The following is a 15,371-nucleotide window of genomic DNA, read 5'->3' as shown; positions in this document are numbered from 1 at the left end:
GAGTGCGCGGGAACTGGCAACCATCATCGACGTACAGCAAGAGGCTTCCTTCCTTCAGTGGGCGGCAGCAGAGCGGGAGAAGGTGGAATAGGTGGCAGAGAGCATCGGCGCCTACGCCCGTTCCATCGGGCAACTGATTGCCGAACAGCGGGTACTGGACGAGTTGCGTACCGAGCTGCGCAAGCCAGTTCCCGTTGTGCGTAAGGCCATCAGGTCCAGGGCTCTCGACACCCTTCCCAAGGGCGGCGGTCTGAACAAGTGGGCCGCCGCCATCCAAATCAAGGCCAAGCAAGAAGTCATCGGCAAAGTGGTGCGGGTGAAGCTGACCGGTGGCAGGAACAGCAACGGTGGCCGCAGCGACATCAAGCGGATGGACAAAGGCAACGTTCGCCACCCCGCATGGGGACGGCGCGGCAAAGGCCAGTGGTCGCTGATCGTTGTGGAGCCTGGCTTCTTCACCAAACCGGTTACCGAGACAGACGAGTGGAGCGCGGCTGCTGACCGTGCATTGGACAGGGCACTGGACAGGATTCGCTGATGGCACGCGATGTAGAAGCTGAAATCAATGTCAAGGACAACAGTGATCGCGGGCTGAAGTCCTTCCACGACAACATGACCAAAGCCGACCGCGAGGCACACAAGCTTCAGGACGAGTTAGACAAGGCCGCTAAGTCAACCGGCAAGTTCGGCAGTGCGGCGGACCGCAATGCGCGTTCAGTGTCCAAGCTGACTCGTGAGATCGGGATTGCCAAGCACGAACTTGGTTCCCTTGCTCGTGCCTTTGCCGATGCGGGCACTGCCTCTGAGCGGATCGACATCAGCAAAGCCATCCGCAAGCAGCAGACCGAGATCCGCAATCTCACCAAGAACCGCGACCTGTTGAAGGATCTGATCCCCGATGTGCCATCGGCCGGCATTGCAGGTTCTTTAAAGCAAGCACTGGTCATCGGTGCGGGTGCGGCGGCACCTGTCGTAGGAGCGCTTGTCTCGGCCGCTGTAATCGGCGGAGCGGGCGTAGGAGGCGTTGCGGGTGGCATCGCCCTGGCTGCCAAGGACCAACGCGTCCAGGCGGCTTTCAGCGGGTTTACGGACGGTCTGAGTAAGCGGCTGGAGAAGGCCGCCCTTCCGTTCGTGGACACCACCATCGCTGGCATTGACAAAATTGAAGGCGCTCTCGACACCATCGACTTCGAGCAGATCTTCGCCGACTCTGCCAAGTTCGTTGAACCCTTGGCCAAGGGCGTCCAGGACTTCATCGTGGAGGTGGGCGATGGACTGGAGACGCTGATTGCCAAGGGTGGCCCGGTCATCGAGGCGCTTTCGAGCACCTTCAGCATCCTCGGCGAATCAACGGGCAGCGCCCTGGAGACCATTGCCGGTGGATCGGAACAAGCGGCCGATGCCCTGGAGGGTTTCGCGGTTGTCGCGGGTGGTGCCATCGAGACGGCTGGTTACCTCGTTCGCGGGCTTACGGAACTGTCGGCGGTCACCGGATACGTACCCGGCAAGATCTACGGTCTGCTGGAATCCCTCGGCTACTACGACGAGAGGGTCGGCAGCATTCAGCGTCACACCGCTGAAGCAGCATCGGGAGCGCGAGACCTCGGTAACGCATTCGACGAACACGGGCTGGCAATCACCAGTGCCGGGGAAGCGCTGCTTTCATTCGACGAACGTATGCGCCAGGTCTACGACACCTCCCGCAACCTGTTCGACGCGCAGACCGATTCCGCCGCTGCTTTTGACAAGTTGAAAGAGTCCATCAAGGACAACGGCAAGACCCTGGACGCCAACACCGAGAAGGGCCGGGCCAACCGTGATGCGCTCAGTGGGCTTGCCGGGGCACTGAACGCCAACTATGCGGCCTACGTCGCGGTGAACGGTGAAGGCAAGCAGGCCAACGGTATTGCTACCAGTAACTACAACTCATTCATCAAGGCCGCGACAGGACTGGGCATCAGCAAGAAGGCGGCACAGGACTACGCCACAAAGCTGGGTCTCATCCCGCCGAAGAAGGACACCGATTTCAACGCCAACACCCACGACGCCGAAGGACGGATCAAAGCCCTTCAGGATCAGATCAATTCCCTGAAGGGAAAGACCGTCACCGTCACCACCGTCTTCCAGTCCCGTGGCAACAAGCAGGACGCACAGTTGGCACGTTCCGGTGGTGGGCGTGGTGGCGCATTCAGTGCGGCAGGATTTGCGGCCTACCAGTCGGCCGGTGGGCGCACACAACCTGCTTCGGTGGCAAAGGTGGAGCTGACCGACAACGCCAGCTTCAGCGTGTATGTGAACGGCGTGGCGATGAAAGCCGATGTGGCCCGCAGTGAACGTAAGGCAGAGTTCGACGCACGCGTAGGAATGAGGTTCTGATGGTCGTCGCCACATCGGCCACTGAAGTGACTGGCGTGTACCCGCCAAGGGCTCTTGTTTCAGTCACTGGAATGACGGCCGGCCAGATGATTGATGTGTACCGCGTTGTAGGCGGTGCAATGATTCCGATCAGGGGCGGGCACCTGGACGCCACCGACACGGACACCCTTGTCATCACCGATAGCGAAGCGCCATTCGGTGTGCCGGTGTTCTGGCGTACGCGGGTCAACAAGAACAGCCCCAGCTACTTCGACAGGGACAGTTCCCCGCTCACCATCACTCTTCCCGTCAACACGGCACGGGGACAGCGCGAAGTGGTTCTGAGTGATGCCATTACCGGCAACGCTGCCGAGGTTGTCATCACGGCATGGCAGAGCAAGAGGTATGAGCCTGACGTGACGGTGTATCGAGTGGGCGGGAAGAACCGCATCATCACCGGCGCCAGCCTCACCGGACAGTTCACCGCGGATATCCGTGTCCGTACCTTCTCCCGCACCTCGGAAATGAACCTGCTGAACCTGATCGACACCCGCACATCGGGAATCCTTCAGATGCGCCGTTCAGTGTCAGACGGCACGCTGGACGAGTGCTACTTCAGTGTGTTGAGTTTCGATGTCGAACGGCGCAGTCAGGACAGGACAGACGGACGCCGCGACTTCGTGATGTCAATCGCTGAAACAGACGGCTGGCCCTTCAAGTTCACCGCTAAGGGATTCACCTATGCGGACCTGGCGGCCAAGTACGCGGGCCAGACATACGTGGATCTGGAAGCCGACTACGCCACGTACCTGGATCTGGCAAGGGCGGACCTCTCATGATTGAAGTAGACGAGAAGGTCCAGGAAGTCATCGAGGGTGGGCAGTTCCAATACCTGCTGCGCGTGGACAGCTACTACAACAACCGGCTGCTGCGGTCGAACATCCCCGTCCGTACCGGCTTCGAGGAAGTGGACCTGTTCCGCAACGTTCCCGAGCGTGCCGAGTTCCGCATCCCCAGGATCGACGCTGAGGGCTTCGATTGGTCTCCCACATACTCGACCCACCCTTTGGCGGCAAATGGCCAGACGGTGCGTGTGAGCCTGGGTATCGGCATGGACGAGAACGAGCCCTACTGGTTCCGTCGCTGCACACTTCGGATCGACAACACGGTCACCGAGGACGATGAGGTTGTGGTCCAGGCGGTGGGGCTGTTGGAGACGATCCGCAAGGCCACCTTCACCGGCCCCTTCCAGCCGTCCGGAACGATCTACTCCACGATCCGGGACTTGTTGGGTGGCGAGATTCCCGTCTACTTCGACCCGGATATCAGCAACGGCCCGTGGTCTTCCACCATCGTCTTCGATAGCGACCGCTTGAAGTCCCTGATTTCAGTCATTGAATCGTCGTGGCCTGGTGATTGGGAGATGACACCAAGCGGGGTGTTGTACGTACGGGAGTGGCAAGGGCCTATCACGCGGCGTCCTTCCGTCTTCACTCTCGTAGAGGGGGACACCATCATCCGTTCAACGGGAAGCACCGACTCCGATAGCGACTACAACTGCGTCGTGGTGCGGTACGAGACGGCAGACGGCGATCCCGGACAGGCCATCGCTTACAACAACGACTCCCGGCATCCCAAGCGATTCGGTGGCCCCAACTCCAAGCTGCCCGTTCCGTACTTCGAGACTTACGACTGGGCAATGGATTCCGGTACGGCCAACCACATTGCGGCAGCGATCCTGGACCGCATCATGACTCGCTCAGCCGACGCTTACGAAGTTGAAATGATTCCCAACCCGCTGCTGTGGATCGGCGATGTCGGCACCATCCGGCTGGCGGACGGCACCACCGAGAAAGTTCAGATTGTCCAATCGACATTGCCCTACACGTTCGACGGTGGCCGACAGCGGCTGCTGTTGAAGGTTGCTTCAGGAGGTGACTGATGGCAACGATTCAAGGCCAGATCGTCGGGACCAAAGTCGGTTCCACCGTGAAGGTTCGAATCCGTGGCGGGAAGACCGTTGTAACCGCTGAAGTCGCACGAGACCTGACAGTGGCCAACAACGACCTGGTGAACATGGACCGGGTGAGCAACAAGTACTACGTGGCTTACCGGGTCCGGACTGCCGCTGCTCTTCCTCCGCCTACCGAAAGCCCGAGTGAGCCGACTCCCAAGCCGGAACTGATCACGGGCACCGACACCTTCAGCCCGATTGAGACACGGACCTGGAACACCAACAAGTGGCGCATGGACACCAGCGACCTGTTTCAAGGGACTGAAACAGGACTGGCACACACAGGTGTCGTGTTCTTCGGCGACCAGTTGAAGTCGTTGAAAGACGCCACCATCACCAACGCTCGCCTGACGGGTATCGCCCGCATCCCCTACGCGGGGACATACACATCAGCGGCATCCACCATCTGGCTTGTGACACAGAACAAACGGCCTTCCGGGGCACCGACCCGCACCAGTTCCATAGCTGGGCCGGCCTTGACCGTCGGGGCCATCCTGCCGTCGTTTGACATTCCTAATTCCTGGGTGGACGACATGGCGGATGGGGACGCGGGCGGATTGGCGTTCTACGACGCCGATGGCAGCCCCGATATCCGGTACGCGGGCATGGGAAGCTACCCGGAAGCAATGCAACTGATCGTCGAATGGGAGAGGTTGAGTTCGTAATGACAACCACATCAAGCGGGCTCTACTACCCCGCCAGCAGCGATCCGGTCACCCCGCACGAACACATCAGGGACCTGGCCGAAAGCATCGAGCCGTTCATTGCCATCCCGTACCTGTCCGTCTACCGCAACAGCGAGCAGGTTGGCTTCAACCCTGATGGCGCTTTCCGGGCGGTCGGCTGGAATGCAACGCGCTTCAAGACGCATTCCAGTTTTCACAACCCGGCATCCTTCAGTGGCCGCATCATTCCGCCCGTCCCCGGCATCTACGAGTTCAAAGCCGTGGTGGTCTTCAAGTCGGACAGCAACTCCGAAGTCGGTGTCTACACGGGCGTCGTGACGAAGAACGGTGTGGAGCAGCCGTCCATCCAGAACATGGCCATTTCAACCGGTGAAACCAACTCCGCCTCACTCACCATCTTCAACGAGCTGGGCGCTGATGGTGTGTCGGACTACTTCGAGTTCAAGGTTGCCGTTGACACCGCCAACGCCCGCACGGTGGCGGGAACAGAAGCGGGGTACTACGCCTCCACCGCCTTCTGCAAGTACATCCGGCCGCTGCCCTAGCCATGGAAACCGTTTTCCGCCGCCAGGTCGCAGTCCAGTACGACGGCGCTAACAAAGCTGAAGTCCTTCGAGTGGTGCGGGAACAGAGCATCACTCGTTCCATGTGGTCGGTGAAGAGCGAATCAGCGAACGGTCTGGTTCTGCACGAACGCAACCAGGCCAGCACGTTGGAGAAGGACTGGACCGTCCCGCTGAACAGTTGGGTGGTGATGGCACCGGACTTCGGTTTGAAGGACATCCTGAGCGATGCGATGTTCCAAGCCCGCTACGGCAACCTGGACGGCACCATCGACGACACCAAGGCAACCATCATCGCGGCCACTCAGGCTTACGTAGACGCCACAAAGGTGCCTGGCCCTAAGGGCGACAAGGGTGACCGGGGTTTGCAGGGCGAGCGAGGCTTACAGGGCGTCGCGGGCACCAATGGCAAAGATGCCGTGGTCGGCTTCCCCTGCATTAAGTCGGTTGCCGTTCCCGCCATCGCGTTGTTCAGTGGCACGCGGGAAGTGGTGGTCACCTGGCCCCGCACCCTTCCCAATACCAACTACGGAGTGGACGTTGCAGAAGATGCAACGGTCATCGGCAAGTACACCTACGCCGTCAAGGCGAACAGCAAGACCACTACAGGGTTCACACTGCTGGTGACGAATACGACTCTGCTGACCGTGGCTCTGGGAGTAGTACACGTGCAGGCGTATTCGCTGTAAGGGAGGCGTTTATGAAAGTGGAATGGTCGATGGTGGCGCTGATTGCGGTCATCGGTGCCGCCTTCATCGGCGTGTTCTACCTGATCCCCAAGGAGGACACCCAGACCCGCAGCGCACTCATCATCGGTGTCATCGGCGTCATCGGGACGCTGAACATCTTCACCCGCCCCAAGCCGCCTACCAACGGCAGTGACAGCTAGTCGCTAGCCTGCAAGACCGAAGCCCCCGCTACCCACCCTGGTTCTCCCCTGGGCGACGCGGGGGCTTCTTGCTGTCCCGCCACATGGCCAGGTCTGTGGGATGTGTTTCACGAAGTTCCACCACATGACCAGGCGCTCCTCGAAGGGCTCGCCGCCGAGCAGGAGCAGGCGCGCCGGCTCGGCCGTGGCCAGGCGCAGGTGGCGGCGGCCCTCACCCGCGTACAGCAAGGGTCCTGGCTTGAGGGTTGTGCCGTCGACGGTGGGCGCGCCGTCGAGGGTCAGGAGCGCGTGTTCGAAGCCCTCCTCCACCGGGAGATCCACCTCGGCCCCGGCGGCCAGGGCGAGCTCGGCGCCGACCAGCGGGGTGTGGCAGGCCGCGGGCGAGGTCGCGCCGAGCAGGGTGCCCATGAGGACGGTCGCGGTGAGACCGTCCACGGTGACGACGGGCAGGTCGGCATGATGCGCGAAGGCCGGGGCCATGTCCCGTACGGCGTGGGGCAGCGCCACCCACAGCTGGACGCCGTGCAGGATCGGCGAGTGCTCGGCCGGCGTCTCCTCGGAGTGGGCGATGCCGCGACCGGCGGTCATGAGATTGAGCTGGCCGGGGCGGATCTCCTGCACGCTGCCGAGCGTGTCGCGGTGCAGCACCTCGCCGGCCAGCAGCCAGGTCACGGTCTGCAGACCCGTGTGCGGATGGGGGCCGACGCGCATCCCGGCGCTGCCATGGAGATCTTCCGGGCCGTACGCGTCGAGGAAGCACCACGCGCCGACCATGCGCCGCTGCTTGCTCGGCAGCAGGCGGGTGACGGCGAAGCCGCGCGGGCCGCCGAGAGCGACCGGGGCGCCTTCGATCAGCTCGCTCATCCGTTCATTAAAGCGGAACGGCGGTGGGGCGCGCTCCCACCGCCGTTCCTCCCGGCCATGCCGCGCAGAAGCTCCCTCACACCGTCATGGGGGGCACTCCGGTGTGAGAGCACAGGGTTTGCGCGGTGGCGGCCTTGGAACGGGGGGGTCGGCCGCCGGCCGGGGAGTTGAGGGTCTCTGTCCCGGTGCTCCTCCACGGTGACATCCGCTAGCACCAAGATCCGTGGAAAGCCAGCGTGGGCTTCGCCACGTTGTTACCTCGCGGTAGCTCTCTCGGTTACCCCTGAGTACCTCTAAAGGGGTCCTCAATACGTGTTTAAGAATGACTTAAGTTGGGCGATCTCCGCGGGGCGGTGTTTGAACCACCTACCCACGTACTCCGTACTCTCACTCGACGAACCACGCCCCGAGGACTCGGGGAGCGCTCCCGGGGGCGGTAGCGCTGTTCGCAAATCCGTGGTTAACCTTCCCCATCCACCGCGTGGGAGGGGACGAACCGGGCACGCGTGACAGACGGGGGGCGGCATGCGCCGAAGGGGTGCCTCAGCCACCGATGCTGCCCTTCTTGGGGTCGTAGGGGTCGCTGGATGAGCTTCGAGGACGACGAATACTGGGACGAGGAATACTCCGAGTACTCCCTCGTCCCGAACGCCGCGGTCGTTCAGGAGCGCCCCTTCGTCCGCCGTGAGGGCCCCGAGCCGGTGATCCCCACCAAGCGCTCCCCCCAGGACGCGGACGCGCCCGTCGACGAGCTCGCGGCCCGCCGGCAGCGCCGCGCCAACGGCAGCGCCTTCGACACGCAGCGGCCCAGCTGGCTCGACGACCCCGACTTCTCCCCGGTCGACACGTCCCAGCCCAACCTGGCCGGCGACGACTTCGACGACGTCGACTTCAACCGGCCCGAGCTGGGCGCCGACTTCGAGAACCCGGAGTTCCCGATCGCCGACGGCGGGGCCCGCCGCGGCGGCGGCCGCGGGGGCTCGGGCGATTTCCACGGGTTCCACGACGACATCGACGAGCCGTTCGACCACCGCGACCTGGTGGCGTACGGGCACGGGCCGGAACCGGGCGCGAAGACGGTCGGCTGGGACGAGGACTACCAGGAGCCCGAGCAGCGCCCCGCCGGCAGCCGCTGGCGGCGGCTGGCCGGGAAGGGCGCCCCCGGCGAGGGCCGCAACGGCAAGCGCAAGAAGCAGGCTCGGCCGGAGGAGCCCCAGCGCGACGCTCAGGCTCGCGACCCACAGCGCGACGCTCAGGCTCGCGACCCACAGCGCGACGCTCAGGCTCGCGGACTCCAGCGCGACGCTCAAGCTCGCGGACTCCAGCGCGATGCTCAGGCTCGCGAGACCCAGCGCGATGCTCAGGCTCGCGAGACCCAGCGCGACGCCGCTCGTGAGCCTCAGCGTGGCGGGCCGATCGCCTCGCCGGGCCGGCGTGCGTCCGGGGCGGACGTCCGTGGTCCGGAGTTCGATCGCCGGTCCTCCGAGGCGGACCGGCCGGCCCAGCCGAACCGCGGCGACATGCGGCCCGCCGCCAGCGGGCGCGCGCGGGTGCCGGAGGCCCCGGCCCAGGACGACCTGTACCGGCGGCCCGAGCAGGAGCGGTCCCGCCGGGGCGACGACGCCGTCCGCGGCGACCGGCGCCGGCCCGCGGAATCCTATGAGGACCGCGCGGCCAGGGACCGCACCGACCGGCGGCGCCCGCCGGCCGACCCCCGGCACACCGTCGAAGATCCGCGCCGCGCCCCGGACGAGCAGCGGCGCCGGCGTCCCGAGGCCGACGACCGCTACGCCCCCGGCTTCCCCATCGACGAGCGCGGCCGCCGCACCGGCGAACGCACCGCCATGATCTGGGACGAGCCGGCCGCCCAGGACGACCGCTACGCCCGCCGGGCCGACGACTACCGAGGCGGACCGCGCCGCTCCGGCGACCGCGTCAGCTACGACATCGACGAGCGCTACCGCGACGACGAGCGCTACCCGGATGAGCGCTACCCGGACGACCGCTACCGCATCGACGACCCCCGCGACGCCCGCCGCCGTCCCGACAGCTACGCCGACCCGCGCCGCGCCGACGCTTACGACGACCCGCGCCGCTCGGACAGTTACGACGACCCGCGCCGGGCCGGCGACTCTCGCCGGGCCGAGGGCTACGACGATCCGCGCCGGGCCGAGAGCCGCCGCCCCTGGCCCGCCGAAGCCGCGGACGAGCGCCGCCCGCGCCCGCCCGCCCGCGACCCGTTGGACGAGCGCTGGCCGATCGACGCCTCCTGGCCCGACCAGGACGCCGCACCGGCCCACCCGCTGACCATCGACGGCGAGATCCTCGACGAACGCCCCCCGCGCACCATCGAGGGCGAACTCGTCGACGACCGCCCCTACACCCACCGCTCCTGGCGCGACGACGAAGAGGAGATCGTCGAGTCCCCCCAGCCGGCCATCGCCCAGTCCAACCCGGCCGACACCGCCACCGCCGACCTGCGCCCGAGCGCCCCCGACGCGGCGCCCCGGCCGGCCGAGCCCCAGGTCGCCCCCGAGCCTCGCGTGGCCGCCGAGCCGTACGTCGCCGCCGAGCCCCGCGTGGCCGCCGAGCCTCGAGTGGCTGCCGAGCCTCGAGTGGCTGCCGAGCCTCGAGTGGCGAGGGACACCGAGCAGCGCCGCCCCGAGACCGACGACCGCAACATCTCCGGTCCGCGCGCGCCGGAGCCCACCCCGAACCAGCCGGCGAAGGACGTCCAGTCCCCCGCCGCCGACCTCAGCGACCCGGCCTCCGGCCCCGCCGACGGCCCCCGGGTCATCAGCAAGGCGGAGCCCCCGGCAGCACCACGGGTCATCGGCAAGGAGGCCCCACCACCCGTCCCTCGTGTGGTCAAGGCGGACCCCCCACCCGCGCCCCGGGTCGTAGGCACCCACGCCCCGACCCCCGCCGCCCGCGTAGTGCCCCCGCCCCCGGCCCCGGCCGCTCCCGTCACCCCCGCCCAGCCACCGGCCGCCCAGCCTGCCGCGGCCCACTACAACCAGCCCGCCGCACCCGCTACCGAGCAGCAGTCCAGCCGGCCGGCACAGGACAGCCCCGCCGTCCCGGGCGAGCCGACGGCAGCCGAGCCCCGCTCCCAGGCACCCACAGCTCACGCCCCGGCACCCACCCAGCACGCCCAGGCACCTGCAACCCCTTCACCGGCCCCCGCGCCACACCACCAGGCTTCCGCACCGCATGGTCAGACCCCCGCGCCGCACCCTCAGACTCCCGCGGCGCACGCCCAGCACGCTCAGACACCCGACGCTTCCGGCGTTCGGGCCCACATGCCGACGCAGCCGCTCACCGCGCCGCGCACGCCAGGGGATGCCCAAGCGCAGCAGCCGCTCGCGCACCCGCAGGTCCCGGCTCAGCCCACGGACCGCACCACGACGGCACCGGGCCACGCTCCTGCGCCCCCCGCCGCTCCGAACCAGCCACCCACCGCCCGAGCCGCGGCCGCCCCCGGCCAAATCCCCGGGGGCGCAGCCCCAGTCGGTCAGAACCCAGTCGGCCGGAGCCCGGCGGCTTCCGGCCGCCCGGCCCCAGGCCGCTCACCCGCCGAGACCGACCCCCGTCTCGGCCTCCCAGCCGAGCACCGCCCGCGCCGGAGCCCGCGTACCGCCCACGTCACGCTCTCCGAGTCCGACGGCCCGTGGTCGATGGTCCCCGACCAGGCCCCTCCGCCGTCCCTGCCCACCACCGGCCTCACCCCGCCGATCTCCCCCGCCGCCCCGTGGCCCCCGGCCACCCAGCCGCACCCGGCCCCGACCGCCGCACAGCCCTCGATTTCGGCCACCGCGCAGCCCTCGGCTCCGGCCGCCCCCTTCCCGGGCACACCGCAGCAGCCCCAGGGCACCGCATCAGAGACCCACCCCGCCACCCCGATCCCGCCCTACGCCCAGCCGCCTGCCCCTCCCGGCGCCGTGCCGCAGTCCTACGCCCCACCGCCCACCGCACCCGGCGCCGTACCGCAGGCCTACACCCAGCCACCCACCGCACCCGGCGCTGTACCGCAGGCCTACACCCAGCCACCCACCGCACCCGGCGCCGTACCGCAGGCCTACACCCAGCCACCCACCGCACCCGGCGCCGTACCGCAGGCCTACACCCAGCCACCCGCCGCTCCACCGGCCTACACGCAGGCCCCGGCCACTCCGCCGCAGACCTACGCCCAGCCCTCCCCCGCGCCGACCGCTGCGCCGCAGGGCTTCGCGCAGCCACCGGCACCGGCGCAGCCGCGCCCACAGCACGGTCATGTCCCGGAGCCGACCCGGCCACCGCAGAGCCCGACGTCACCAGCGGCCCCAGCTCCCCACAGCCCCGCGCCGCTCGCCCAGACTCGGCCCGCACCGGCGCCGCAGCACGCCCAGACACACAGCGCCGCGCCGCAACAGGCCCACGGAGCGCACACCAGCTCGCCGCAGCCCACCCACGGCCCGAACAGTGGCGCGCCGCAGCACACCCAGGCAGCGCACGGGGGCACGCCGCAGCAGGCCCACGGAGCGCACACCAGCTCGCCGCAGCCCACCCACGGCCCGAACAGTGGCGCGCCGCAGCACACCCAGGCAGCGCACGGGGGCGTGCCGCAGGCGGCGCCTCGGCACGGCGTTCCGCAGCAGGCCTACCCGACCAAGGGCGGTGTCGTTCAGCCGTCCGCCCCGCAGCCGGCCGGACCGCGGGGTTTCGCGGCCGCACCGGGCCAGGCGCCTCAGGCGGCCGCGCCCGTCGCCGGGGTACCGGCAGCCGACCAGCGAAACGGCGCCGCGCCCGAGCAGCGGCCGGTTCCCGGCGGGCCGATCGCGCCCACCTCGGCGCCGACCGGCGCCGCTCAGGACTGGGCGCCTTCGGGGGCGCACCGGCCCGTGTCGCCGGGCCCCGCTCAGACTGGCCCGACACCGACTTCACCTGCGACACCGGCCGCGTGGCCCCTGCCCCCGGTCACTTTCGGGCCGAGTTCCGCTCAGGCACCCTCGCCAGGCCAGTGGGCACCGAACCCAACGGCGTCCGGCCCGGCCGCCGCGGATGGTCAAGCGACGATGCCGGCCACGCCCGGTGGTCAAACGACGCCGGCCGCGGGTGGTGGTCAAGCGACGATGCCGGCCGCGCGGCCGGGTTCGCCCGGCGATGGCCGGCCGCAGGATTCCCGGCCGACCTCGCTGGCGTCGGCTCCGGTCAGTGGGCCGGCCGCCGGCCGGGTGGCCGGTCGGGGTGAGCGCGACGCGCCGGCCGCTGGCGTGCCGGCTCCGCGGCAGCCGGCCGACAGTCCGGCCCCGCAGTCGCCGGCGCCCGCCTGGCCGAGCGCCGGCAAGCGGCCCGACAGCGAGGGGGCGGCGCATACCGCTCAGCACGCCGGTCCGGCCCGCGCCGACGAGGAGGCCCCGGCGACGCCGGGCGAGCAGCGGCTCGGTGCGCACGCCGCGCCGTACATGGACCCGGACGGGACGCTGCACAACCTGCGCCCGATCGGCAAGCTCGAGGTCTCCGGCCCTGACACCCAGCCGGTGCGCCCGGCCGACACCGACTTCGGCGGCAAATGGTTCGCCCCGAAGCCGGACACCGAGGACGAAGCCCCCGCCGCAAGCTCCGCTCAGCATTCCGCCGCCGCGGCTCCTACACACTCAGCCCCCGCGACGATCCCCACCCAGCCGGGCCCGGCGACGGTCCCGACGCCCGCCAAAGCGGCGACGGCCGCGCCATCCGCCGAAACAGCGACGGCCCCAGCACCCGCCGAAACAGCGACGGCCCCAGCACCCGCCGAAACGGCAACGGTCCCAGCACCCGCCGAAACGGCAACGGTCCCAGCGCTCGCGGAGACGGCAACGGTCCCGGCGCCTGCGGAGACGGCGCCGGTCAAGAACCAGCCGGCCTACGAGGCGGAACTGCCGCGCCGCGACCGAAAGGCCGCGGCCATCCGCGCCGTCCGGGCCGACGATCATCAGGATCGGAAGGCCGACACCCTGCGCCCGTCGCAAGCCGGTGACGGCGTGGTCATCGACCTGGACGTGACCGGCCTGTTCAAGGCCATGTCCCTCGCCACCGCCCAGCCCGCCGCGGCCGAACAAAAGCCCGATCAAAAGCAGCCCAGCACGCCGGCCGACCCCGAGCCGGACAACCCGAGCGACGACCCGCCCACGATGGACGCCGAGGCCGTCCGCCGGCGGATCGAGGAGCGGATGCTGGCCGAGGCCCGCCTGGCCGAGCCGGAGCCCGAGCCGGAGCCGGAGCCGGAGCGCCCGTCGCTCTCGGCGGCCGATCTGCAGGCGATCCGCTGGCGGCTGGACGGTGGCACGCTGCGTGAGGTTGTCGAGGACCGTGAGGCCCTTCGGGAGCTCGGCGAGAAGCTCGACGGCCCGCTGGCCGACGAGGTCGACAACGTCGCCAAGGCCGGCCTGCTCAGTGTCCGGGCCGAGGTGTACCGCCTGCTCGGTGAGCTGGGCATGGCCGCTGCGGCGAGCCGGCTGGCCCTGGCCCATGCCGAGTCCGCGCATGATCTGCAGTCGATGGTGATTGCGCAGGCCGAGCTGGCCCACATTCTGCGTCTGCGCCGCGATTTCAAGGAGGCGGACCGCCTGTTCGCCAAGGCCACGGGGGACGAGGTGCCCGAGACGCTGCGCAGCGTGGTCCACGAGAACGCCGGCCGGAGCTGTTTCGATCAAGGTCGGCACATGGAGGCCTTGGACCACTTCGCCAAGGCCGTGCGCCTCGGCCGGCCGGACGACAGTGAGCTGGCGGCCCGGGTCGGCGTAAGCCTGGAAGCCGTCTACATTCACGTCCTGCGCGACGGTTGGGGCCCCTATCCCCGGCAGCGCGAGGACATTCTCGGCATCAAGCAGGGGCAGCCGGAGCCACCGGCCGGCGCCACTGCCCTCGACGAGCCCACGGCGGAGCAGCCGGTCGTCCAGCGGCGCTAATTCCGTACGGCCGCCCGATCTTGATCTTGAGTAAGAACGTCGACGTTCTGGCGGGGCGGGGCGGGATGGGCCATCGCCGTCCGCCCGCGCCCGCCCGTCTTGGCCTCGTAGAGGGCCGCGTCGGAGGCCACGAGCAGCTCGTCGGCGGTCTCGGCGTGGTCGGGCAGCAGCGCGATCCCGATGCTCAGGCCGGGTGGCCCGCCGGGCAGGCCGTCCATCTCGTCGAGGGCCGTCCGCACGTCGTCGGCGGCGCGGCGGGCCTCCATGCGGTCGGTGCGCAGCAGCACGACGAACTCGTCGCCGCCGAGCCGGGCCACGACGTCGTCCGGGCCTCGGGCCACCACGCGCAGGGCCGCGGCCACCTGTTGCAGGGCGCGGTCGCCGACCGCGTGCCCCCACGTGTCGTTGATCTTCTTGAAGTAGTCGATGTCGACCGTGAGCAGGGCGAGCGGGCTGTCCGTACGGTGTGACCAGGCGACGGCCCGGGTGAGCTCCCCGTCGAAGCTGCGGCGGTTGGCGACCTCGGTCAGCGGGTCGGCCAGGGCCTGCGTCTCGAGCACCTCGAGCAGGGTGTCGTTGCGCCGGCGCAGGCTGTAGACGACGACCATGGTCAGCGCGAACGCCACGGTCAGGGAGAACCAGTCGGATATGGCGTGCCCGGTCGGGAGCACGCGGAAGGCCACCGAGGCGTGCGCGGCCGAGATCGCGGCCAGGGTGACGCCCATGAGCCGGCGGCTGAGGAAGTTGGCCGAGTAGAGCACCGGCCACAGGTAGAACAGCTGGGCGCCGGTGCTGGCGTCGCCCGAGAGCTGGTTGAGCGTGGTGATCAGCGCGGTCGCGAACAGCGGCGCGATCAGCCACCAGGCGTGCGGCACCTTGTCGGGCCGGCGCAGGCAGGTCACGCCGCCGGTGATCAGGAAGGCGCAGATGACGATGGTCGCGACGACCCACTCGATCGGGTGGGTGTCGGGCAGGACGATGCAGGTGACGAACAGGGCGGGCGCCGCGGCGAGTTTCAGATACGCGACACTGCGGGCGGCACCCGATTTGTCGCGGATCTGGAACGGCAAC

Annotated in this window: 11 protein-coding genes; 9 read left to right on the top strand and 2 right to left on the bottom strand. The window is 68.7% G+C overall.

All coding sequences use genetic code 11. The annotated features are described in order from the left end of the window. Positions 1-91 precede the first annotated feature (91 nt). From AB0J66_RS43140 to AB0J66_RS43105, 8 genes are read left to right on the top strand one after another with little or no spacing between them, the layout of a single operon-like run. Positions 92-538: a hypothetical protein gene (locus AB0J66_RS43140; protein WP_364673406.1), complete on the top strand. Its 447-nt coding sequence runs from the start codon at positions 92-94 to the stop codon at positions 536-538. Then, positions 538-2,376: a hypothetical protein gene (locus AB0J66_RS43135; protein WP_364673405.1), complete on the top strand. Its 1,839-nt coding sequence runs from the start codon at positions 538-540 to the stop codon at positions 2,374-2,376. The genes AB0J66_RS43140 and AB0J66_RS43135 overlap by 1 nt, the downstream gene beginning before the upstream one ends. Beyond that, a complete protein-coding gene (locus AB0J66_RS43130; RefSeq protein ID WP_364673403.1) occupies positions 2,376-3,194 on the top strand; it encodes a hypothetical protein in 819 nt (272 codons plus the stop codon). Before AB0J66_RS43135 ends, AB0J66_RS43130 begins: the two co-directional genes overlap by 1 nt. Continuing rightward, a complete protein-coding gene (locus tag AB0J66_RS43125; RefSeq protein WP_364673401.1) occupies positions 3,191-4,297 on the top strand; it encodes a hypothetical protein in 1,107 nt (368 codons plus the stop codon). The genes AB0J66_RS43130 and AB0J66_RS43125 overlap by 4 nt, the downstream gene beginning before the upstream one ends. After that, positions 4,297-5,034 (top strand): hypothetical protein, encoded by a 738-nt coding sequence (locus AB0J66_RS43120; protein WP_364673400.1) that lies wholly within the window; start codon positions 4,297-4,299, stop codon positions 5,032-5,034. Before AB0J66_RS43125 ends, AB0J66_RS43120 begins: the two co-directional genes overlap by 1 nt. Next, positions 5,034-5,600, top strand: a complete 567-nt coding sequence (locus tag AB0J66_RS43115; protein ID WP_364673398.1) for a hypothetical protein — start codon at positions 5,034-5,036, stop codon at positions 5,598-5,600. Before AB0J66_RS43120 ends, AB0J66_RS43115 begins: the two co-directional genes overlap by 1 nt. Before the next feature lie 2 nt (positions 5,601-5,602). Next, positions 5,603-6,307 (top strand): collagen-like protein, encoded by a 705-nt coding sequence (locus tag AB0J66_RS43110; protein ID WP_364673397.1) that lies wholly within the window; start codon positions 5,603-5,605, stop codon positions 6,305-6,307. Between the two features lie 11 nt (positions 6,308-6,318). Then, on the top strand, positions 6,319-6,507 hold the full coding sequence (locus AB0J66_RS43105) for a hypothetical protein (protein WP_364673396.1): 189 nt from the start codon (positions 6,319-6,321) through the stop codon (positions 6,505-6,507). A 3-nt stretch (positions 6,508-6,510) separates the two neighbouring features. Here AB0J66_RS43105 and AB0J66_RS43100 read toward each other — a convergent pair whose 3' ends face one another. After that, positions 6,511-7,371 (bottom strand): pirin family protein, encoded by an 861-nt coding sequence (locus tag AB0J66_RS43100; protein ID WP_364673394.1) that lies wholly within the window; start codon positions 7,369-7,371, stop codon positions 6,511-6,513. A 587-nt stretch (positions 7,372-7,958) separates the two neighbouring features. On the opposite strand from AB0J66_RS43100, the gene AB0J66_RS43095 reads away from it, so the two are divergent. Further along, positions 7,959-14,300, top strand: coding sequence for a hypothetical protein (locus AB0J66_RS43095; protein ID WP_364673392.1), 6,342 nt, complete (start codon positions 7,959-7,961; stop codon positions 14,298-14,300). Here the strand turns inward: AB0J66_RS43095 and AB0J66_RS43090 are convergent. Further along, a complete protein-coding gene (locus AB0J66_RS43090; RefSeq protein WP_364673390.1) occupies positions 14,297-15,370 on the bottom strand; it encodes a GGDEF domain-containing protein in 1,074 nt (357 codons plus the stop codon). The genes AB0J66_RS43095 and AB0J66_RS43090 overlap by 4 nt on opposite strands. Between the last annotated feature and the right edge of the window lies 1 nt (position 15,371).

The sequence above is a fragment of the Actinoplanes sp. NPDC049598 genome (assembly GCF_040675435.1).
Taxonomy (GTDB): domain Bacteria; phylum Actinomycetota; class Actinomycetes; order Mycobacteriales; family Micromonosporaceae; genus Actinoplanes.
Note: the sequence above shows the minus strand (reverse complement) of the source record. Positions and strands in the feature narration are given on the sequence as shown.